The sequence below is a fragment of the Pseudolabrys sp. Root1462 genome, from assembly GCF_001426945.1.
Classification (GTDB): domain Bacteria; phylum Pseudomonadota; class Alphaproteobacteria; order Rhizobiales; family Xanthobacteraceae; genus Pseudolabrys.
On the sequence record NZ_LMFS01000001.1, the window covers coordinates 861,579 to 881,389 of the forward strand.

Sequence of the window (19,811 nt, forward strand, 5' to 3'; positions counted from 1 at the left end):
TCAATCAGATACGGCGCGGCACAGGGATTGCTCCATTAGAGGCCGACGGCTTGCCGAGAAGAGGACTTCACGCGTGACGATGGCCCGCACACCAGAAGAGACGCGTCCCGGCCGCATGCCGGCTCTGGCCCGGCTGCCGGTGTTCTTTGCCCTGACCGGCAAGCGCGTGGTGCTGGCTGGCGGGTCGAACGCCGCGGCCTGGAAGGCGGAGCTGATGCTCGCCGCGGGCGCGCGCCTCGAGGTCTATGCCGAAGAATTTTCCGACGAGATGCAGGCCGTCGCCGCCGATACACGCGACGCCGCCATCACCCTGATAAATCGCGCCTGGATGCCGGACGATCTTGATGGTGCGGCGCTCGCCATCGGCGCGTTCGAGGATGAACAAGGAGCAGCGGCTTTTGCTAAGGCCGCGCACGACACTGGCGTGCCGGTCAACGTCATCGACAAGCCGGCCTTCTGCGACTTCTCGTTCGGGGCCATCGTCAACCGCTCGCCACTGGTGATCGGCATCTCGACCGACGGCGCCGCGCCGGTGTTCGCCCAGGCGATCCGCGCCAAGCTGGAAGCGCTGCTGCCGACCGGCTTTACCGCCTGGGCCGGCGCGGCATCGCGCTGGCGCGACAAGGTCAAAGCGTCGGGTCTATCTTTCGCCGGCCGCCGCAAGTTCTGGCAGGTATTCACCGCGCACGCGATGACCAATGCCGAGCACGCGCCATCGGATGCCGACTTCGAGCGTTTCGTTGCTGAGGTGAAAGGCCTCGGCGCGGCGGTCGAGAGCGGTACGGTCACTCTGGTGGGTGCCGGTCCTGGCGATCCGGAATTGCTCACGCTGCGCGCGGTGCGCGCGCTGCAATCGGCCGATGTCATCCTGTTCGACGATCTGGTGTCGCGCGGCGTGCTCGATTTCGCCCGCCGCGAGGCGCGCAAGCTGCTGGTCGGCAAGACCGGTTTTGGACCGTCCTGCAAGCAGGAGGACATCAACGTGCTGATGGTGTCGCTCGCCAAGCAGGGCAAGCGCGTCGTCCGCCTCAAGGGCGGCGATCCACTGATCTTCGGCCGCGCCGGCGAGGAGCTTGACGCCTGCGAAGCCAACGGCATCAAGGCCGAGATCGTGCCCGGCATCAGCGCGGCGCAGGGCGCTGCCGCTTCGCTCGGCCTGTCGCTGACCGACCGCAAGCATTCTCGGCGCCTGCAATACATTACCGGGCACGCACAGAACGGTCAGTTGCCGTCCGACATCGATTGGCGGGCGCTGGCCGATCCGGTCACCACCACGGCGATCTATATGCCGGTGCGCACGCTGGCATCGTTGGTCGCTCACGCGCAGGCCAATGGTCTCGACCCGCGGACGCCGGCGGTCGCCATTGCCCGCGCCACGCGGCCGGACCAGCAGGTGGTCCGCAGCGCCATCGCCGATCTGCCGGCGCGGCTTGCTGAGGCTCAGCTTCCGGGACCGGTGCTGGTAATGCTCGGCGCGACCGTCGGCGATCTCGCTGCCCGCGCTAACGGCCCAGCGCAACGCGCCGCGGTTTAAGCCAGAGCCTCTGTTGAGATCCTAGCGCAGGCTCAGCACATTGCGCGGCTTGGGCCGCGCTTGTGGTAGCTGTTGCTGTGGCGGCCTGCGCGAGGCCGAGGCACGGCGCGGCGCCTGGTGTGGACGGGCTTGCGGCATCGGCACCGCCTCGGCGTCAGACGCCTGGGCATGGGCTGATGTCGCGCTCGGCGCTTCGGCCCGCGGTGCCGGAGCCTGGGGCGGCGCGTCTACCTTTACCTCTGGTTTTACTGGAGAGGCCGGCGCCGCCAGCAGCGGCGGGTTCGGCGGCAGGAAAGTGTCCGGCGAATAGGCGTAGCTGTTGTACTGGTTGTTGCGGATCGGCTGGCTGGCGTCGCGGATGATGCGGTCGCCCTCGCGACGGTTCTCGTAGGCCACGCCGCGGCCCGAGAAATTCATGGCGTAGGTAGGTTTCTTTTCGACCATGGCGTCGGCGGCGACAACGGTGCGATCGAAGTCGCGCCGGTCGGTGGTCAGCCCGCGGTCGAGGAAGGCCGAGGCGAAGTTGGCGTTGAGCTTGATCGCCTGATTCATGTCCCGACTGGATTTGTCGAAATCACGCGTATCGTAAAAGGCGAAGCCGCGGTTGTAGAGCGCCAGCGCATAGTTGGGGTCGATCGCCAGTGCGGCATTGTAGTCGGCGATCGCGCGCTCCATGTCGCGCTTGTTACGCCAGGAGAAGCCGCGATTATTCAGGGCGCGGGCGTTCTTCGGCTCGAGCTTGACCGCCTGGTTGAAATTCTGGATGGCGCTGTCGAAATCGCCCTTGGCGTCGTAAGCCAGCCCGCGGCCGTTATAGGCGTCGGCGAAACTGGCATCGAGCTTGAGCGCGGCGTCATAGTCGGCGATGGCTCGGTCGAAATCGCGCTTCTCGACAAAGGCGTTGGCGCGGTTGAAGTAGGCGAGCAGATAACTGGTGTCGATCTTGATCGCCTCCGAAAATTCGGCGATGGTATGATCGATGTCGCCCTTGTTGCGTAAGGCGAAGCCGCGATTGTTGTGGGCGATGGCGTTGCCGGTGTCGATCTTCAGCGCGGCGTCGAAATCGGCGATCGCCGCGTCGGTTTCGCCGCGCAGGCCGCGCGTGGTGCCGCGGTCGGTGTAAGCGGCCGACGACTTCGGATCGAGCTTCACCGCCTGGTCGAAATCGGCGAAGGCATGCTCGACGTCGCCCTTCATGCGAAGCGCACGGCCGCGGCTCTGATAAGCCAACGCTTCTTTGGGCTCGAGCCGGATCGACTGGCTGAAATCGCCGATGGCGCGGTCATAGTCGCGCTTGTCGCGATAGGCGATGCCACGCCGGTAATAGACTTCGGCGGAATTGGGATCGTAGCGCAGCGCCTCGGTAAAGTCGGCGATAGCACGGTCGACGTCCTTGCGGTCGTAGCTGGCGCTGCCGCGCTGCTGGTAGGCCAGCGCGAACTTGCCGTCGATCTTGATGGCGTCGCTGAAGTCGGAGGTGGCGCGGTCGAGATCGTTCTTCAGCCGGTAGGCGATGCCGCGGTTGTAGAAAGCCAGTGCGTTCGTGCGGTCGTAGCGGATCGCCTCGGTGAGATCGATGATGGCCTTGTCGGCGTCACCGGTCGCGCCGAAGCTCAGGCCGCGGTCGTAATAGGCGATGGCGTAATCAGGCTTGAGCTTGATGGCGGCGCTGAAGTCAGTGATGGCGCGGGCGTAATCGCGCTTCGCCTGATAGGCACTGCCGCGGTTGTAATAGGCGACCGCATAGCCGGGATTGAGCTTGATAGCCTGGTCGAAACTGGCAATCGCCTGGTCGATCTGCCGCTTGTCGCGCTGCGCCAGGCCGCGGTTGTAGAACGCGAAGCTGTTGGCCGGATCGAGCTTTACCGACTGTTCGAAATCGGCCAGGGCGCGCTCGACGTCGCCGCGTGCGCCGTGAGCGACGCCGCGGTCGTTATAGGCCTGGGCGAAGCCGGGACTGAATTTGACCGCCTGAGAAAGATCGGCCAGCGCCTTGTCGAAATCGCGGACATTGGCATAGGCGTTGCCGCGGTTGTTGAGCGCGGCGGCGTCGGCCGGCGACAGTTTCAGCGCGCTCGAATAGTCGGCGGCGGCGCCGGCATAGTCGCCCTTGTCGTATTTGGCGTTGCCGCGGTTGTAGTAGGCGGCCGCGTAGCCGGTGTTGAGCTTGATCGCGTGATCGTAATCGGCGATGGCGCGATCGAGCTCGCCCTTGGCGGCATGGACGATGGCGCGGTTGTTGTAGAGCGGGGCGTATTGGCCGCTGATGGCGATGGCCTGGTCGAAATCGGCGATGGCGCGGTCGGTCTCGCCTTTGATGCCGAAGACGATGCCACGATCGTTGAAGGCCAACGCCTGGCCGGGGCTGAGGCGGACCGCCTGGGTCAGGTCGGCCAGCGCCTTGTCGTAGTCGCCCTGGCTCGCCAGGGCATAGCCGCGCGCGCTGTAAGCCACGGCGAGCTTGCCGTCGACGGCCAGCGCCTGATTGTACTGCTGGATGGCGCGGTCGAACTCGCGCTGCTCCTGGTAGGCGGTTCCAAGATTGTAGAAGGCCTGGGCGTTCTTCGGATCGAGCTTAACGGTCTGCTCGAAATCGGCGATGGCGCGATCGAACGATTCGCGGTCATAATAGGCGACGCCGCGGTCGTAATAAGCGAGCGCATCCTTGGGATTGAGCTTGATCGCGGCGCTGTAGTTCGTGATCGCCTTGTCGAGGTCGCGCTTCCGGTAGAAGGCGTTGCCGCGGTTGTAATAGGCCGCCGAAAAATTCGGGTTGATCTTGAGGGCGCGGTCGAAATCGGCGATCGCGCTGTCGTAGTCGTTCTTGGCGGCAACGGCGATGCCGCGGTCGTTATAGGCGAGTGCGAAGATCGGGCTGACCTGGAGCCGCATATCATCGTCCTGGGTGTCGCGATCGTAGCCGCGCTGGCCGCGGATGTCGCTGCCCCGCGGGCTGGCCGCGATTGCATAGCTCGGCGCCAGCTTCGCCGCCGCCTCGAAGTCGGCAATGGCATGGGAGTAATCGCGCTTTTCGTAGAACAGCACGCCGCGGTCATGCAGCGCGAAGGCGTCCTTGCCGTCGATCTTCAGCGCCTTCTCGAAATCTGCAAACGCCCGGTCGTTATTGCCTTTGTCGGCATTGGCGTTGGCGCGATTGTAATAAGCCGCCTCGTAGCTCTCGTTGAGCTTGATCGCCTCGCCGAAGTCGGCGATGGCGCGCTCGGTGTCGCCCTTGCGCCGCCAGGCGACGCCGCGGTTGTTGAAGGCGATGGCGTTCTGCGGGTCGAGTTTAAGCGCGGCGTCGAAATCGGCGATTGCCTTGTCGGGGTCGCCTTTGGCGCCATAGGCGATGCCGCGGTCGTAATATGCGCGTACCGCGGCTGGGTTGAGCTTGATCGCCTGCGTCAGATCCTGGATCGCGCGATCATAGTCGCGCTTGTCGTAGTACGCGGCGGCGCGGTTGGAGAAGGCCATGGCGAAGTTCGGATCGATCTTGGCCGCCTGGCTGAAATCCGCGACGGCACGCTCACGTTCGCCACGGGCACGGTAGGCAATGCCGCGGCCGTTATAGGCCGCAGCCAGCTTGCCATCGAGTTTGATGGCCTGACTGAGATCGGCGATAGCGCGCTCGTAGTCCGGCTTGCCGATATAGGCCTGGCCGCGTGCCAGATAAGCCTCGGCACTGCCAGGATTGAGCTTGATGACCTGGTCGAGGTCGCGGATGGCGCGGTCGTTGTAGCCGCCAGCCTGCAGGGTCTCTCCGCGGTTGAGTAGCGCCGCGGCGAAGCCCGAATTGATCGCAATCGCCTGGTCGAAGTCCTTCAAGGCTTTTTCGGTCTGGCCCTTGCTGCGCCAGGCGAGGCCGCGGCTGTTATAGGCGAAGTCGGAATGCGGATCGGCTTTGATGGCCCGATCGAAGTCGGCGATGGCGCGATCGAACTCGCCGCGCTCCTGATACAGCGTGCCGCGGTTGCTGAGGGCCAGCGCAAAGTTCGGATCGAGTTTGATCGCCTGCTCCAGGTCAGCGAGCGCCTTGGCCTGGTCGCCCTTGCGCAGCCAGAGCTCGGCCCGGCTATTGAAAACGCCGGCATAATTTGGGTTGAACTTGATCGCCTGCTCGTAGTCCTGAAGCGCGCGATCGATCTTGCCGCGCAGTGCGAAGGTATTGCCGCGCTCGGTGAAGGCGGCTCCGTATTTCGGATCGAGCTTGATCGCCAGGTCGTAATTGGTGATGGCGCGGTCGTAATCACCCTTGCCCTGGTAAGCATTGCCGCGATCGACGTAGGCGGCGGTGAATTTCGGGTCGAGCCGGATCGCCTGGTCGAAGTCGGCGACGGCGCGGTCGTAGTCGCGGCGCTCGCGATAGGCCAGGCCGCGGGCATGGGCGGCAATCGGATCGCGCGGGTCAAGCCGCACCGCCTGCGACAGGTCGGCGATGGCGCGGTCATAGTCGCGGCGTGCATAATTGGCGATGCCGCGGTTGTAGTACGCGACGCCGAAATTCGGGTTGAGCTTAATCGCCTGATCGTAGTCCTGCAGCGCGTGGGTGTCGTCGCCGAGGCTCTGATAGGCGAAAGCGCGGCCGTTATAGGCGGCGGCATTGTTCGGATCGAGTTTGATCGCCTGGCTGAAGTCGGTCACGGCGGCCTTGAAGTCGCGCTTGTCTTGATAGGCGAGTCCGCGGTTGAAATAGGTGCCGGGATAGTTCGGATTCGCCCTGATCGCCTGATCGAAGTCTGAAATGGCGCGATCGTACTGGCGCTTCTTCTGGAAAGCGTCGCCGCGATTGGCGAGAGCGGGCGCGTAGGCCGGGTCGATGCGCAGCGCCTGGTCGTAATCGGCGATGGCGCGGTCGCCATCGCCCTTGTTGCCGTAGGCGAGACCGCGCTGGTTCAGGGCGGCGGTGTAGTCCGGCTTGATGTTGATCGCCTGGTTAAAATCGCTGATGGCTCGGTCGTATTCGCGCTTCTCGTAGAGCGCCGCGCCATGTTCGTACCATGCCTGGGCGTTGTTCGTATCGAGCTTGATCGACTGCTCGAAATCGGCGACGCCGCGTTCCAGTTCACCGCGCGAGCGATAGGCGAGGCCACGGTTGAAGTAGGCGAGGGCGTTCTTACCGTCGAGCTGGATCGCCTGGCTGAAATCAGCGATCGCTCGCTCGGGATTGCCTTGTGCCCGTAGAGCCAAGCCGCGGTTGTAGTAGGCCTGGGCGTTCTTCGGATCGATCCTGATCGAGCGGTCGAAGTCCGCGATGGCATTGTCGTTGTCGCCGCGTGCGATATTGACGACGCCGCGATTGTAGTAGGACAGCGAGTCCTTGGGGTCGAGCTTGATCGCCTGCGACAGGTCGCTCAGCGCACGGTTATAGTCGCGCTTGGCGAAATACGAGACGCCGCGGTCGTAATAGGCAAGCGCGTATTCGCCATCAAGGCGGATCGCCTGATCGTAATTGCTGATGGCGCGGTCGTAGTCGTGTTTGTCGTAAAAGGCGTTACCGCGATTGTAGAAGGCCAGCACGTAGTTCGGGTTGAGCAGGACGGCCTGGTCATAGTCCTTGATGGCGCGATCGGTCTCGCCGCGGTTCCGGTAGGCGAGGCCGCGGTTGTTGTAGGCAAAGCCGTCGCGCGGATCGAGCAGGATCGCCTGGTCGAAATCCTGGATAGCGCGCTCGACTTGGCCCTTGGCCGAATAGGCGATACCACGGTCGTTCAGCGCCAGGATGAAATCGGGTTTCAGCCGGATCGCCTGATCGAAGTCCTGGATGGCGCGCTCGTAGTCGCGGATGTCGCGATAGGCGAGGCCGCGGCTGTGAAAGGCGACGGCGTCGGTGGCGTTGAGCTTGATGGCCCGGTCGTAATCGGGAATGGCGCGGTCGGGTTCGCCTTTGGCGCGGTAAGCCATGCCGCGGTTGTAATAGGCGATGTTGTCGTTGGCGTTGAGCTTGATCGCACTGTCGAGCGTGGCGATGGCGGCGTCATATTTGCGGCGATCATAATAGAGGTGGCTCAATGCCTTCAGTGCTTCGCCGTTGCGCGCATCGTACTTGATGGCCTGTTCGAAATCCCGCACCGCGCGGTCGCTGTCGCCGCGGTCGCGTAGCGCCAAGGCGCGATTGTAGAATGCGTCGGCGTTCTTTGAATCGAGTGCAATGGCCTCGTCGAAGTCCCGGATCGCGCCTTCGGCGTCGCCGCGGGAGCGCTTTTCCCTGCCGCTGTCCAGGAGCCCGGCGGCCTTCTTCTGTTGCTGGACGTTCTTGGTTTTGGCGAATTTCGCCTTGTTGCGCTGCGCGGTCGCGCGCTGCTTGGCGTTGTGCGATCCGGCAATGATGGCATCGCAGGCAGCGATGCGCTGTTCGGCGGTCGCGTCTCCCGCGCCGTCGCATTGTTTGATCTGATCGCGAGTCACGGCAGCAGCCGGCGTCGCCGCGATCGTGACGGCCACGGCCAGCGCGAGTTGCAGAGCGACGATGCGCACTCCAGAAATCATGGCGGCTTGTCTCAATTCCCCCGGGTGACCGGCCTTCATGACGAGGTCTTCCGCACGGGACGGAAGATCAGGGCAATCATGCAGTGAGCGGGATGGAGATGCGCGTAGAAGCCGCAATTAACATTAATCCGGCCGGTGCGGGTTAACGTTTCCGAAGTTGTCTATTAATGGAATAAATAACGCGCCGCCCGGGGTCGGCGCGGCGCGTTCATGAAGGTACAGTGAAGAGTTACTGCAGTTGTTGCTGTTGTTTTATCGCCGCGGCGCGCGCCGCGTTGGTGATTTCTTTCAGCACGTAATCCGGCGGCATGACGTAGGCGAGGACCTTTTCCTTCGGATAGGCCGACTGTCGCACCATATTGCCGCTATTGCCGGAAATCAGGATAGGGTTTCCCTGGCCGTCGGTGCCGCGGACGACTCCGACATGGCCATTCTGCGGGCCGCCACGACGCAGGATCGCGATGGCGCCGACGCGCGGCCCGTCAAGCTTCCTGCCGAATTCGAGGAACGAGCGCGCCGCGCGCGAGTGGGTACCCTTGGCGCCGGCCTTCTTGATCACGTAATTCATGAAGTCCGCGCACCAGAGCTGCGCCGGCAGGCCGAGCTGCTTGGCGTTAGCGCCACGATAGCGCAGCGCTTCGAGCAGGATCGAAGCGCCGCCCGGCACCTGCGCTGCCTGGTCGGCGGCCTCGGCGCGGCTGCGCGAGATCGTTTCGAGCGGCTCGACATTGGCGAATCGTTCGGCGCGCTTCGTCGTCGCGGCGGACGCTGCCGTTGCCATGGTGACGACCAAGCAGCAAATGAACACTGGTGCGTACGATCGTTTCATGATGTCCCAACCCGTCTTGCCGGGAAATCCCCCGTTATTCATTCCCCACGATGTCACAAGCGACGAGAAACCCGCCTGTGTTTTGTCATTTGTTATCCTTCACAAGGCTGCGGCACGACTGCAAGCGTGGACAGCGGTGGCGCGCTACACGTTTATCGAAATGGTTAATCAGCGCCCGGTATATGCGTCGTTTCGGGACGGCAGGGCGCGCGCCTGAGACAATTAGCCCGTTTGTTTATAAATTAGCGGATGTTGTAGCTGATCGGTATGACGATAGCGATGCGGCTGCCGGCTATGTCATCGGGGGGCGGCGGCAGAGGCGCGGCTCGTTCGATCATCGCCAGGGTCTCGCGATCGAGGATCTGCGAGCCGGAGCTGCCGACCACGCGCGCATTGTGCACGCCGCCCTGGCGATCGATGCTGAAGGCGAGCTTGACGACACCGCGGTCGCCGCGCGACTGCGCTTCCGCCGGATAACGCTTGTTGCGCTCGATCTGCGCGAATAGCCGCGATTTCCAATTCGGCAGCGCATTGGAGTCGCGGTTGGCGCCGGCGGCCGGAGCTGCGGCGCGCTCGGCGCGCTGGTCGGCCGAACTCGGAGCGGAAGCAAGTACGGCACGCCGCGGCTGAGGCTTCTTCTTGGCCTCCTTCTTCTTCGGGTCCGGCTTGTCTTCCGTCTTCTCGACAGGTCGCGGCGGCGGCAGCATCGCGAGTTCGGCCTGAGGCTCGGGCTTCGTCTCGACCGGTTTTTCGGGCGCGGGCTCGGCCTTGGCTTCTTCGATCCGTTTTTCCGGTTCGGGAATGGGCTCGGCCTTCTCGACAACCTCTTCCGGCTTGTCCGGCGCCTTGTCGACGCCGGTCTGCATCGGGCGGGCAACTGGATCCGGCGGCATGTCGGTCGGCGTCGTCTGCGGCGCGACCGCAACCGCAGCGAGGTCGAGCATGATCACCGGCGCATTCGCCACCTGATCGGCGTCGTCGCTCCAGCGCGCCAGCAGGGCTGCCGCGCCTCCGGCGTGGATGCCGAGGGCAGCGACGAAGCACAGGCTCCAGCGTGCGAGCGATCCGGGCTTCATCGGGATGGCGCCGCGTCGGCCTCGAGCCCGACCAGCGCGACATGGAGATAGCCGCCGCTGCGCAATTCGTTCATCAGCGTCATCAGCTCGCCATACGGCACGGTCTTGTCGGCACGCAGGAAGACGCGCTGTTGCCGGTCGCCGGCGGTGGCGCCGTCGAGCGCGGTCGTGAGCGATGAGCGCGCCACCGTGTCGTTGTTAAGCGCCAGCGACAGATCGGCTTTCAGCGTCAGGAAGAGCGGCTGATCCGGCCTCGGCGTCTTCTCGGCATTGGCCGACGGTAGATCGACCGAGACGTCGACAGTCGCCAGGGGCGCGGCGATCATGAAGATGATCAGCAACACCAGGATGACGTCGATGAACGGCGTGACGTTGATCTCGTGGATCTCGCCCAAGCCCTCGTCGCCGTGGTCGAGCCGCACCGCCATTGTGGTTTACTCCGCGGCGGCAACGCCGCGGCGCCGCCGGTCAAAAGCGCCGCGCTCGAGCTCGCGGCTGACAAGACGCATGATCGACGCGGTCGCATCGGCGTTGAGCCCGCGATAGCCGGCAATCCAGCGTGAGAAGAAGTTGTACATCACCACCGCCGGGATGGCGGCGACGAGGCCCAGCGCGGTGGCGAGCAGAGCCTCGGCAATGCCCGGCGCGACTACGGCGAGGTTGGTGGTGTGCGCCTTGGAGATGCCGATAAAGGCGTTCATGATGCCCCAGACTGTGCCGAACAGGCCGACGAAAGGCGCGGTCGCGCCGACGGTGGCGAGAATGCTGGTGCCGCGCATCATGGCGCGCCCCGCCGCCGCCTCGGCGCGCTCGAAGCGCGACGCGATGCGTTCCTTGACGCCGTCTGGCGAGACTGCGTGCGGCGCGGCCGTTTCCACCGATAACTGCAGTTCGGTGTCGGCCTCGCGCACCAGCGGCCCGACGCCGCCATTGGCGCCGATTTGGGCCCTGGCCTCGTCCCAAGTCCGGGCTGCGGCGATCGCAGCAATGCCCGCGCGGAGTCTGACGCTAGCACGCGTCAATTCGAGAAGTTTCGCCAGCCAGATGGTCCAGGTGAGCACAGATGCGAAGGCCAGGCCGATCATGACCGCTTTGACGACAATGTCCGCCGCCATGAACATGCCCCAAGGAGACAGATCGCGCGGCAATGTGATTGCCGCGGCGGGTGTCGCAGGCATCACCGGCGAAGTGACGGTAGGCGCGGACGTGGTGATCGCTGGTGCTGGAGTCGCTATGGCCGGGCCGGACGGTGGCGCCGTCTGCGCGGAAGTGGGCAAAGGGTGCATCAGCGCAACACACAACGACGCGGCGCATACGAAGCGACGGACCACGGCTGGCTTGACCGCTGTGAGTTCTCGAATAACCGACATTGTCATTCCACTGGGAGAAACGTGGGGCGACTGCCGATGCCAACGGCGTCATGCTAGCCGACCGATGGTCGCGACCCTATAGCAGCAATGTGATGGCGCAAACCCTTATTCGCGTACTTCGTGTAGATTTTAGCCATTCAAATCAGTGCTTTAGAAGAATTTCAAAGAACGAAGACGGGAGCTTCTGCCATGCCGAATGCGGCGGCTGGTCTGTCTTGCCCACTAATTGCGCCGCGAATTGCCGCCGTGCCATTGTCCCGCCGCCGTCCCTGGACGGCGCATCCAACCCAAGGAAACGTCTATGTCCTATTCGATGTCGCAAGCCCTGCTGCCGATCGTCACGATTGAGCTCGAGGCGCTCGCTGGGGTTATCGACAAGGCCGCGGCCCATGCCGCGGCCAAGAAGTGCGATCAATCCGTGCTGCTAGGCTGGCGTCTGGCGCCCGACATGTTCGCCTTCGTCCGCCAAGTCCAGGTGACCTGCGACCAGGCGAAGAACGGCCCGTCACGTCTCGCCGGCATCGATCCGCCGAAGTTCGAGGACAACGAAACCACGATCGAGCAGCTCAAGGCGCGCGTCGCCAAAACGCTGGCGCACGTCAAGACGCTCGACCCGGCCGCCATCGATGCCTCGAGCGAGCGCGACATCGTGTTTCCGCTGGGTCCGAAGAAAGGCAAGATGAAGGGCGTTGATTATCTCAACCACTTCGTGCTGCCGAACTTCTTTTTCCATCTTACCGCCTGTTACGCCATCGCGCGCAACTTCGGCGCCGACGTCGGCAAGCAGGATTTCCTCGGCAAGATCCCGCTGACTTTGGTTGAGTAACCACGGCGGGCCGGGGGGGCTGGTTCCCCTTTCAAACAAAAACCACCCCGGAGGCTTTCGCGTCCGGGGTGGCTTTGTCCGTTTGTCCGTAAACGAGAGGCTTATTCGCGGTACGAAACCCGCTGGCCTTCGTAGCCGCCGCCCGAGTAGCGTGCGCCGCCATCCGGACCGCAGTTACAGTTGACGCCGCGAACTTCGCGCCGTTCGTTGATCACTCGGGTACCGCCCTGAACGTAACGGTTGACCGTTTCGTTGCGGTTCACGACTTCGGTCCTGTTGGTGGTGTTGACCTTGTGCAAGGTGATGTTGCGCACCACCGTGTTCTGACGGTGCACCACCACTTCGCGATTGATCACCGGCTGGACGTGAACGACCAGTCGGTTTTCCTGGATCAGACGCGTCCGCTTCACCTCGCGGGTGTGGTCGACGTAACGCACGCGGGTGTTGACCCGGGGCGTCGCGGCGCGGAGCACCCGCTTGGTATTGTATTCGGAGTCCGGCCTGCGGCAGTTACAGACCGAGTCATAGTAGGTGCCGCCGGCGGCAGCCGCGGGTGTCGGGACGACATTCGCCAATCCGATCACCAACAGCGCACCGCCGATGAGTGAGGTGAGGTGTTTCATTTTGATACGCCCGTTAACCATATAAGTGATGCCGTCACCTGCGTTTTTTGCCTTGTTAACCATCTTTGTAAAGCAGTTTTTTACGCGGCCGGTCGCCGCGCATCATTTGTCGCAAGCCGTAGTGCGTGACTGTTTATTCTCGGCCCGTACAAACACCATTAGTAGCGGTGCCGCGACAACACCGGCGGCGACCGTTTGCATCGCGCGCCGATCGGAAGATGATGTTCGGAGCCAAACAGCGATCTCAGGCCGCTCAATCAGCCTTTGAGCTTGTCAATCGCGTTCAGCATTTGTGCCCGGTCCTGATCGAGCGTCACCCGGACGCTATCATCCTTGCCGAGGTGGCCCATCTCGCGCTGGTGCGCGACCGTGCCTTCAACCATCAGCGGCTTGAACCCGAGCTCGCGTAGGGTGGCGGCCGACTCTTCCATCTCCGCAGCGCGGCGCTCGCCGTGAACCGCCATGCGCTCGATGTTGTAGGTTGCCGTCTCGACCCAGTCGATGCCGGGATAGTTATTCTTCAGCGACACGGTAACTTCCTCGAGCAGGCCGGCGCGTTGCGCAGCGAGGAAGCACTCGTATGTCAGGGCCTCCATGCCCTTGATCATGACGCTGCGGATCATTTTGATCGCCGCCGCCTTGCCGGTCTCAGGGCTGGCGACTTTGAATTTCATCTCCAGTTCGTCGAGCAGTGGCGCAATCGCGTCGGCGTACGGCCCGGCGACCAAGAGCGGCGTCTGGTGGCGCTTGGGATGGATCGGGGCGATCACCGCGATATCGACATATCGCGCCTTGCCGGCGAGAAGTTTTTCGGTCGCCAGCTTGCGGCCGGGCGAGACTGAGTTGATGTCGAGGTAATACGGATTGCCGGCAAGATGCGGTTCGACCGATCGAGCGGCTTCAAGGCTCGAGGCAGCGGTCACCGCGGAGATAATGATATCGCTGTTGACGACCGCATCGGCTGCGGAATTGGCGAGCCGAACGCCGGCCTCCGTACCAGCAGCTTTCAGCTTCTCGCCTTCCGGCTTCGGAAACAGGATATCCCAGGCCGCGATGTCGGCAACGCCCTCTTCGCGCAAGCCGGACGCGATCGCCTGGCCGGCCTCGCCGAAGCCGATGAAGGATATGCGCGGGGTGTTGCGGCGGGTCATGCGACGGTTCTCCTTGCAGGCGAGGCTTTATAACATGTCGAGGGGCGTGGCGCGTTTCGGCGGCGGGAACCGCGCGTCGAGCGTCTTCAGGTCTTCGGCGCTCAGTTTCAAGTCGAGCGCAGCGATATTGTCATCGAGATGGCTGAGGCGCGTCGCCTTGGGAATGGTGACAACGCCGTCCTGTCGCATCAGCCAAGCCAGCGCGATCCGCGCCGGCGTTGCGCCATGGCGCCTCGCGACATCTTTCAGCGCCCCGTCGTCGAGCATGCGCGCTTGTTCGAGCGGCGAATAGGCCATGATCGGAATGCCGCGCTTGGCGCAGAACGGCATCAGATCGAACTCGATGCCGCGCCGCGTCAGGTTGTACAGAACCTGATTGGCCGCGCATTCCTGTGCGGTATCGAGCGCGGCGAGTTCGCGCATGTCGTCGATGTCGAAGTTGCTGACCCCCCAATCGAGGATTTTGCCGGCAGCCTTGAGCTCGGTGAAGGCAGCAACGGTTTCGCTCAGCGTCGGCCCGCCCCGCCAGTGCAGCAGATAGAGATCGAGCCGGTCGGTCTTGAGCCGTTTCAGGCTGCGCTCGCAGGCGGCGATGGTGCCACTTTTCGACGAGTTGCTTGGCAGCACCTTGCTGACGATGAAAAGGCCGTCGCGCCGGGAACCCACGGCGTCGGCGACTATGCTCTCGGCTTCGCCGTCACCATACATCTCGGCGGTGTCGATCAGCGTGATGCCGCGGTCGATGGCGGCGCGGACGGCTTTGACTTCATCGGCGCGGGCGCGCGTGCTTTCCCCCATGCGCCAGGTGCCGACGCCGAATTTCGGCATGGCGCGGCCGGAGGGTAGGGGAACTGTCGGTATATTCTTCATGCCGACGTTATACGCAATTTGAAGGCTGCGTATAACGTCGGAGAATGCACGGCAGCACGCCTACTTATGCGCAACCGCGGGCATGCCGTTGGTGTGGAACGACTCGATGGTCTTGAGGCCCCAGGCTTGACCCTTCTTGCGCTCTTCCTCGGTCCAGGTGATTGGCTTCCAATCTGGCGCCAGCACCAGCCGCGCGCCGGCATTTGCCACCTCGACACGGTTGCCGCCGGGCTCGTAGACGTAGAGGAAGAACGTCTGCTGCACCGCGTGTTTGTGCGGGCCGGTTTCGATGTGAACCCCGTTTTCCAGAAACACGTCCGCCGCGAGCAGGATCTCCTCGCGCGAGTTCAGCGCGTAAGTAATGTGATGGAAGCGGCCGGGCACGCCGGTGTGGTCGCGCGTATAGGCGAAATCATATGACTTGTTGGTCGCGGTCAGCCAAATGCCGGCTTCGCTGCCGTCGTTGAGTACGATGCGCTCGGTGAGCCGGAAGCCCAGATATTTCTCGAAGAACTGCCGGCATTCGGAAATGTTGACCGCGAGGCCGTTCCAGTGGTCGATGCGGCGCGGGTTGATGCCGCGGCCCGGGAAACGCTGCGCCTGGTTCTTCAGCGCCGGCTTGAGTTCCGGCGGCGCCTCGTACCATTCGGTATCGTAATAGAGTTCGATGACATGGCCGTCGGGATCCTTGCAGATGAAGGTCTTGCCGTGGCCGATGTCCCCGTCGCTCCAGCCGATTTCGAATGGCGTGCCTTTCAGCGCCGCCGCGCGCCGTTCCAGCGCCTGCGGTGAACGCGTGCGGTAGGCGACGTGCTTCATGCCGTTGGTGTTGGACGCGGTGAGCTTGAGCGAATAGCGCTCATAGTCGTCATAGGCGCGCAGATAAACGCTGTCGCCCTTTTCGGCGGCGACGGTCAACCCGAATACCTCGGTGAAGAAACGCACACTCGCATCGAACTTCGGCGTCAGCAGTTCAAGATGACCGAGATGGGCGATGTCCATGTTCGGTTCGGGCGGATAATTCTTTTCGGTCATCGAAGCCTCGCTTTTTGTCGGCGCGTTTTAGCGGCGTTCGAACGCCAGTACCAGATTGTTGGCCGGCATCGCGACTGTTTTGACAAGAGCCAAACCATTCTGCGCCGCAACATCGGCCACGGTTTCGAGGTCCCGGATGCCCCAGTCGGGATTGCGCCCCCGCAGAGAGGTATCAAATGCCTCGTTGCTTGGTGCCGTGTGGGCGCCGCCCCGTTTGTAAGGGCCATACGTCAGAAGGAGGCCCCCGGCTTTCAGGTGGCGGCCGGCGCCGCGCATCAGATTCTGGGCCACTGTCCACGGCGCGATATGGATGACATTGAAGCAGAGAACGGCGGCCAATGCCTGATCGGTATCCCGTTGTCCGAGCCATTCCCAGTCCGGCCGCATCAGGTCGATGCTTTGCGGGGCGCGCAGGTTGCCGAGCGCCGCGTCACGCCGGTACGCCTCGATCGAGATGCGATGCGACTCCACGATGTCGCTCGGCCAGAAGACCAGATGCGGCGCGCGCGCCGCGTAGGTGACGATGTGCTGGCCGGTGCCGCTGCCGATTTCGAGCACGGAACCGGTCTGGCCGGCGAGAAATTCCGCGATCGCGTCCCAGATCGGTTCGGCATTGCGATGGAAGGCCGGCGCGTCGAGCCGTCCGTCGACCGCAGCCGGCGGCGATCCGTTCTTGCCGAATTCGAACCGTGCTTCGGTCATCCTTGACGTCCTTCTCGGAACCGCGGGGCAACTCGGGTCTTAGAGGCATATGGCCACGAAACCCGAGATCGTCAAAAGCGCGGAGAAGCTCAAGGACAGCGCCGCCGATATGAAGGGCAGCACGGCGCGGATGGAGCGCAAGACCGCGCGCATGGAGGACAGTGCTGATCGGCGGGCCCAGCTTGCCGCCAACCGCACCGTTTTCGCTGCCGAGCGCACGTATGCCGCTTGGGTCCGCACCGGCCTGGTGTCCCTGGCGAGTGGCGTAGGCGCCAAGGCACTCCTCGAATCGGCGCTGCCGCACTGGATTATCGTGCTGACTGGCACGGTTCTGGTGATTTTCGCCGCGTTCTGTTTTGCCGCCGCGGTGTGGCGCAACCTTCAGCCGGGCCCGCCGCCCCCTGAGCCTGACGCCAAACGCATCAATTCCTGGATCCTCATCGTCGTGAATGGCTTCCTCGTCCTGGTGTCGCTCGCGGCCCTCACCGGGATCTGGTTCGGTCACGCCATTGGATGAGGTGAAGTGACTTTCGCCGTATTGTCTCGGTCATCGACCCGGGCGAAACTAGTCCCGTCCACGACGACGGAGACTGTGCATGAGCGAACCACCTATCTCCCGTGGCTTCCAGGGACGCGGCAATGCCGCGCGCAGTGCGCGCGTGCCGCCCGGTCAGCATCTGGTCGAGGACTTTCCGGTGCTTTCCGCCGGGCCGACGCCGCCGGTCGACCTGGCGAACTGGCAGTTGTCGCTCGACGATGGCGAAACGCCGCTCGCGCAATGGTCCTGGGCGCAGTTCATGGCGCTGCCGCAGACTGATCTCACCGTCGACATCCACTGCGTCACCACCTGGTCGAAGCTCGACACCAGATGGCGCGGCGTTTCGATCGATACGCTGCTGGAGGCCGCCGGCCTTTCCGAGCCCCCGCAGCCTTATGTGCTGGCGCATTGCGACGGTGGCTATACCACGAACGTTCCCGCCGAAGATCTGCTCGACGGCAAGGCGATGATCGCTTGGGAATATGACGGCGATGCACTGCATCCCGAGCATGGCGGCCCGGCACGGCTGCTGGTGCCGCATCTCTATTTCTGGAAGAGCGCGAAGTGGGTGCAGAAGCTGCAATTCGTCGATCCGGAAATCCCGGGTTTCTGGGAAGAGAACGGCTATCATATCTACGGAGATCCCTGGCGCGAGCAACGTTATGACGGTGACTGATACGCGGGGACCGATCGCGCCCGGCCTCGCGCCGAAGAAGCGGTGGCTCACCGCCACTGTGCGCGAGGTGACTATCGAGACGCCGCGCGTGCGCAGCCTCGTCCTCGACGTGCCGGGTTGGCCCGGCCATCGCGCCGGCCAGCATGTCGATGTGCGGTTGACCGCGCCCGACGGCTATCAGGCGCAACGCAGCTATTCGATCGCCTCGGCGCCGGCGGCCAATACGATCACGCTTACCGTCGAGATGCTGCCGGACGGCGAAGTGTCGTCCTATCTCGCCGGCGAGGTGCAGGTCGGCGACAAGTTCGAACTGCGCGGACCGATCGGCGGCTATTTCGTCTGGACGCCCGAGCTCGAAGGCCCGGTCTTTCTCGTTGCCGGTGGCTCCGGCATCGTGCCGCTGATGGCGATCCTCCGCGAGCGCGCGGCCAAAGGCGCGCTCTTGGGTGCGATGCAGCCGGCGCGGCTCATCTATTCCTCACGCACCTATGAAGACATTATTTATCGTGCCGAACTGGAGCAACTGGCCGGGCCGGGCACGGGCCTCGCCGTGGTCCATACCTTGACGCGGGGCACGCCCGCTGGCTGGACCGGGCTGGCCCGCCGCATCGACGCGATGATGCTGGCCGAAGCTGGTATCCCGCCCGATCAGATGCCGCGCATTTTTATTTGCGGCCCGACGCCGCTGGTCGAGACCGTTGCCTTCACGCTGCGCGAGCTCGGTCACAGCCTGAAGCTCATCAAGACCGAGCGATTTGGTCCGACCGGTAAATGATCATTGACCACGCCGTTGTCTAAACCAATGGTAACCACGTAAGATGGCGTGAGCGCACCTCGGGGGGCTTCATGATCATCGGTCTGTCCGTTCCGGCATTCACAATCATTCACGTCGTCATCACGTTGATTGCCATCGTCAGCGGTTTCGTCGTCGTCTTCGGCATGGTCGGCTCGCATCGGCTGCCGAGGACCACGGCGCTGTTCTGGACCATGACGGTGCTGACCACCGTCACTGGCTTCATGTTCTTTCTGTCGCCGACGCAGACGAAGGCGCTGACGCCGGCCGCCGCCACAGGAATCGTGGCGACCGTCATCTTCGTCATCGGGCTGTTCGCGCTTTATGTAAGGCACCTGTATGGCGCCTGGCGTTGGCTCTACACCTCGACCGCGACGATGTCGTTGTACCTTAACGTCTTCGTGCTGATCACACAGAGCTTCGGCAAGCTCACCATTCTCAACCCGGCGGTGACCCTGAAGTCGATGGTCGGTCCACCTTTCGGTCAGCCGGCGGATTTCCACTTTGCCATCGCCCAGGGCGTGACGTTGATGATCTTCGTCATGCTCGGCATTGTCGCCGCGTTGAAATTCCGTCGCGGACCGGGGCTGGCGGCCTGAGACCTCCCGGCATTACTGCGGCGGATCCGGCTCGAGTGCGCCGCCTAGCAATGGCGGTTCGCCCTGATCGAATTGCATTTCGAACAGCAGGTCCTTGTTTGGGCAGAAGCCGGGTGCGAAGGCGAAGGACATCGGCGCCTGGTCGAGCCAGGCCCGGCATTGCTCCTTCGATTTGCAGTTACGGCATTGATTGAGCGCAGTCAGAAAGGTCAGTTCTGACTGGGCGATAGACCGGCGCGACGGATCGACGCCAAGGCGCTGCATCAACTCGAACAGATAGGGCGCGTGCGTGCTTTTGCCGGTCATGACGTGGGAATTTTAGCGATGCGGCGCGGGCCCGGTCCATGATCTGGATCAAGGATGCAGAAGGCCAAAAAAAGAAGCCGCCGGAAACGGCGGCTTCGACCTCTTTGAGGAGGCGTGACGCTTACTTCAGCTGCGTCGAGATGCTGTCGAAGCCAGTGTTGAGCTTCGTGCCGATCGTGTTCACGGTAACAATGATCACCACCGAGATGCCGGCAGCAATCAGACCGTATTCGATCGCGGTCGCGCCGGACTGATCGGCGAGGAAGGCTTTAACAAGACGCATGGCGAACTCCTGTTGAAACTGTGGCGAGATTGTTATTACGGGAACCCAGAGTTCCCGCCCAGCCACTGGAAATGGTTACAGCGAATTAGCCATAAGGCCGCCATCACTTGCCCG

Annotated in this window: 19 protein-coding genes; 7 read left to right on the forward strand and 12 right to left on the reverse strand. The window is 63.4% G+C overall.

Annotated features, from left to right (window positions below; all coding sequences use genetic code 11):
• The first annotated feature begins 79 nt into the window (after window positions 1-79).
• Complete coding sequence (cysG, locus tag ASD45_RS04070; protein ID WP_056910316.1) at window positions 80-1,534, forward strand: siroheme synthase CysG; 1,455 nt, start codon at window positions 80-82, stop codon at window positions 1,532-1,534.
• A 21-nt stretch (window positions 1,535-1,555) separates the two neighbouring features.
• Here the strand turns inward: cysG and ASD45_RS04075 are convergent, their stop codons facing one another.
• Entirely contained in the window at window positions 1,556-8,008 is a 6,453-nt protein-coding gene (locus ASD45_RS04075; protein ID WP_056910317.1) for a tetratricopeptide repeat protein, read from the reverse strand.
• A 241-nt stretch (window positions 8,009-8,249) separates the two neighbouring features.
• Window positions 8,250-8,801 carry a TIGR02594 family protein gene (locus ASD45_RS04080; RefSeq protein ID WP_244485195.1) on the reverse strand — a complete coding sequence of 184 codons (552 nt, stop codon included), beginning with the start codon at window positions 8,799-8,801 and terminating at the stop codon, window positions 8,250-8,252.
• Between ASD45_RS04080 and ASD45_RS23670 the strand changes: the two genes are divergently transcribed.
• Window positions 8,800-9,066 carry a hypothetical protein gene (locus ASD45_RS23670; RefSeq protein WP_162249370.1) on the forward strand — a complete coding sequence of 89 codons (267 nt, stop codon included), beginning with the start codon at window positions 8,800-8,802 and terminating at the stop codon, window positions 9,064-9,066. The genes ASD45_RS04080 and ASD45_RS23670 overlap by 2 nt on opposite strands.
• A 25-nt stretch (window positions 9,067-9,091) precedes the next feature.
• Here the strand turns inward: ASD45_RS23670 and ASD45_RS04085 are convergent, their stop codons facing one another.
• The 3 genes from ASD45_RS04085 to exbB are packed head-to-tail and all read right to left on the reverse strand — an operon-like array spanning window position 9,092 to window position 11,211.
• Entirely contained in the window at window positions 9,092-9,925 is an 834-nt protein-coding gene (locus ASD45_RS04085; RefSeq protein ID WP_056910319.1) for an energy transducer TonB, read from the reverse strand.
• Window positions 9,922-10,353, reverse strand: coding sequence for a TonB system transport protein ExbD (exbD, locus tag ASD45_RS04090; protein ID WP_056910320.1), 432 nt, complete (start codon window positions 10,351-10,353; stop codon window positions 9,922-9,924). The genes ASD45_RS04085 and exbD overlap by 4 nt, the downstream gene beginning before the upstream one ends.
• A 6-nt stretch (window positions 10,354-10,359) precedes the next feature.
• Window positions 10,360-11,211, reverse strand: a complete 852-nt coding sequence (gene exbB / locus ASD45_RS04095; protein WP_244485197.1) for a tonB-system energizer ExbB — start codon at window positions 11,209-11,211, stop codon at window positions 10,360-10,362.
• A gap of 385 nt (window positions 11,212-11,596) precedes the next feature.
• On the opposite strand from exbB, the gene ASD45_RS04100 reads away from it, so the two are divergent.
• Window positions 11,597-12,121 (forward strand): DUF1993 domain-containing protein, encoded by a 525-nt coding sequence (locus ASD45_RS04100; protein ID WP_056910322.1) that lies wholly within the window; start codon window positions 11,597-11,599, stop codon window positions 12,119-12,121.
• 101 nt (window positions 12,122-12,222) lie between these two features.
• On the opposite strand, the gene ASD45_RS04105 is transcribed toward ASD45_RS04100, so the two are convergent.
• The 5 genes from ASD45_RS04105 to ASD45_RS04125 form a co-directional block, all read right to left on the reverse strand.
• Entirely contained in the window at window positions 12,223-12,744 is a 522-nt protein-coding gene (locus tag ASD45_RS04105) for a hypothetical protein (RefSeq protein ID WP_056910323.1), read from the reverse strand.
• Window positions 12,745-13,001: 257 nt separating this feature from the next.
• The gene (locus ASD45_RS04110) at window positions 13,002-13,895 is read right to left on the reverse strand and encodes a DUF1932 domain-containing protein (protein ID WP_056910324.1); all 894 of its coding nucleotides are present in this window, start codon (window positions 13,893-13,895) and stop codon (window positions 13,002-13,004) included.
• 27 nt (window positions 13,896-13,922) lie between these two features.
• A complete protein-coding gene (locus tag ASD45_RS04115) occupies window positions 13,923-14,765 on the reverse strand; it encodes an aldo/keto reductase (protein ID WP_056910325.1) in 843 nt (280 codons plus the stop codon).
• A gap of 60 nt (window positions 14,766-14,825) precedes the next feature.
• Window positions 14,826-15,800, reverse strand: coding sequence for a catechol 2,3-dioxygenase (locus ASD45_RS04120; RefSeq protein ID WP_056910326.1), 975 nt, complete (start codon window positions 15,798-15,800; stop codon window positions 14,826-14,828).
• 27 nt (window positions 15,801-15,827) lie between these two features.
• The gene (locus ASD45_RS04125) at window positions 15,828-16,502 is read right to left on the reverse strand and encodes a DUF938 domain-containing protein (RefSeq protein ID WP_056910327.1); all 675 of its coding nucleotides are present in this window, start codon (window positions 16,500-16,502) and stop codon (window positions 15,828-15,830) included.
• Window positions 16,503-16,551: 49 nt separating this feature from the next.
• Here ASD45_RS04125 and ASD45_RS04130 point away from each other — a divergent pair, with 49 nt between their 5' ends.
• From ASD45_RS04130 to ASD45_RS04145, 4 genes are all read left to right on the forward strand, one after another.
• Complete coding sequence (locus ASD45_RS04130) at window positions 16,552-17,019, forward strand: DUF202 domain-containing protein (protein ID WP_056910328.1); 468 nt, start codon at window positions 16,552-16,554, stop codon at window positions 17,017-17,019.
• A gap of 79 nt (window positions 17,020-17,098) precedes the next feature.
• Window positions 17,099-17,716, forward strand: a complete 618-nt coding sequence (locus tag ASD45_RS04135; RefSeq protein WP_056910329.1) for a sulfite oxidase-like oxidoreductase — start codon at window positions 17,099-17,101, stop codon at window positions 17,714-17,716.
• Window positions 17,703-18,491: a ferredoxin reductase gene (locus tag ASD45_RS04140; RefSeq protein WP_082540637.1), complete on the forward strand. Its 789-nt coding sequence runs from the start codon at window positions 17,703-17,705 to the stop codon at window positions 18,489-18,491. The genes ASD45_RS04135 and ASD45_RS04140 overlap by 14 nt, the downstream gene beginning before the upstream one ends.
• A gap of 71 nt (window positions 18,492-18,562) precedes the next feature.
• Window positions 18,563-19,108, forward strand: a complete 546-nt coding sequence (locus ASD45_RS04145; RefSeq protein ID WP_056910330.1) for a hypothetical protein — start codon at window positions 18,563-18,565, stop codon at window positions 19,106-19,108.
• Window positions 19,109-19,120: 12 nt separating this feature from the next.
• Here the strand turns inward: ASD45_RS04145 and ASD45_RS04150 are convergent, their stop codons facing one another.
• Together ASD45_RS04150 and ASD45_RS04155 are read right to left on the reverse strand one after the other, a co-directional pair.
• Window positions 19,121-19,414, reverse strand: coding sequence for a DUF6455 family protein (locus ASD45_RS04150; RefSeq protein ID WP_056910331.1), 294 nt, complete (start codon window positions 19,412-19,414; stop codon window positions 19,121-19,123).
• A gap of 121 nt (window positions 19,415-19,535) precedes the next feature.
• Window positions 19,536-19,697, reverse strand: a complete 162-nt coding sequence (locus ASD45_RS04155; RefSeq protein WP_056910332.1) for a Flp family type IVb pilin — start codon at window positions 19,695-19,697, stop codon at window positions 19,536-19,538.
• Between the last annotated feature and the right edge of the window lie 114 nt (window positions 19,698-19,811).

Excerpts from the sequence above, each read along its gene's own strand:
- ASD45_RS04145 (WP_056910330.1), top strand. The coding sequence starts at position 18,563 with ATGATCATCGGTCTGTCCGTTCCGGCATTCACAATCATTCACGTCGTC.
- ASD45_RS04085 (WP_056910319.1), bottom strand. The coding sequence starts at position 9,925 with ATGAAGCCCGGATCGCTCGCACGCTGGAGCCTGTGCTTCGTCGCTGCC.
- ASD45_RS04125 (WP_056910327.1), bottom strand. The coding sequence starts at position 16,502 with ATGACCGAAGCACGGTTCGAATTCGGCAAGAACGGATCGCCGCCGGCT.
- ASD45_RS04080 (WP_244485195.1), bottom strand. The coding sequence starts at position 8,801 with ATGGCAACGGCAGCGTCCGCCGCGACGACGAAGCGCGCCGAACGATTC.
- ASD45_RS04120 (WP_056910326.1), bottom strand. The coding sequence starts at position 15,800 with ATGACCGAAAAGAATTATCCGCCCGAACCGAACATGGACATCGCCCAT.
- ASD45_RS04150 (WP_056910331.1), bottom strand. The coding sequence starts at position 19,414 with ATGACCGGCAAAAGCACGCACGCGCCCTATCTGTTCGAGTTGATGCAG.
- ASD45_RS04110 (WP_056910324.1), bottom strand. The coding sequence starts at position 13,895 with ATGACCCGCCGCAACACCCCGCGCATATCCTTCATCGGCTTCGGCGAG.
- ASD45_RS04115 (WP_056910325.1), bottom strand. The coding sequence starts at position 14,765 with ATGAAGAATATACCGACAGTTCCCCTACCCTCCGGCCGCGCCATGCCG.
- cysG (WP_056910316.1), top strand. The coding sequence starts at position 80 with ATGGCCCGCACACCAGAAGAGACGCGTCCCGGCCGCATGCCGGCTCTG.
- exbB (WP_244485197.1), bottom strand. The coding sequence starts at position 11,211 with ATGCACCCTTTGCCCACTTCCGCGCAGACGGCGCCACCGTCCGGCCCG.
- ASD45_RS04105 (WP_056910323.1), bottom strand. The coding sequence starts at position 12,744 with ATGAAACACCTCACCTCACTCATCGGCGGTGCGCTGTTGGTGATCGGA.
- exbD (WP_056910320.1), bottom strand. The coding sequence starts at position 10,353 with ATGGCGGTGCGGCTCGACCACGGCGACGAGGGCTTGGGCGAGATCCAC.
- ASD45_RS23670 (WP_162249370.1), top strand. The coding sequence starts at position 8,800 with ATGGTGACGACCAAGCAGCAAATGAACACTGGTGCGTACGATCGTTTC.
- ASD45_RS04135 (WP_056910329.1), top strand. The coding sequence starts at position 17,099 with ATGAGCGAACCACCTATCTCCCGTGGCTTCCAGGGACGCGGCAATGCC.
- ASD45_RS04130 (WP_056910328.1), top strand. The coding sequence starts at position 16,552 with ATGGCCACGAAACCCGAGATCGTCAAAAGCGCGGAGAAGCTCAAGGAC.
- ASD45_RS04140 (WP_082540637.1), top strand. The coding sequence starts at position 17,703 with ATGACGGTGACTGATACGCGGGGACCGATCGCGCCCGGCCTCGCGCCG.
- ASD45_RS04155 (WP_056910332.1), bottom strand. The coding sequence starts at position 19,697 with ATGCGTCTTGTTAAAGCCTTCCTCGCCGATCAGTCCGGCGCGACCGCG.
- ASD45_RS04100 (WP_056910322.1), top strand. The coding sequence starts at position 11,597 with ATGTCCTATTCGATGTCGCAAGCCCTGCTGCCGATCGTCACGATTGAG.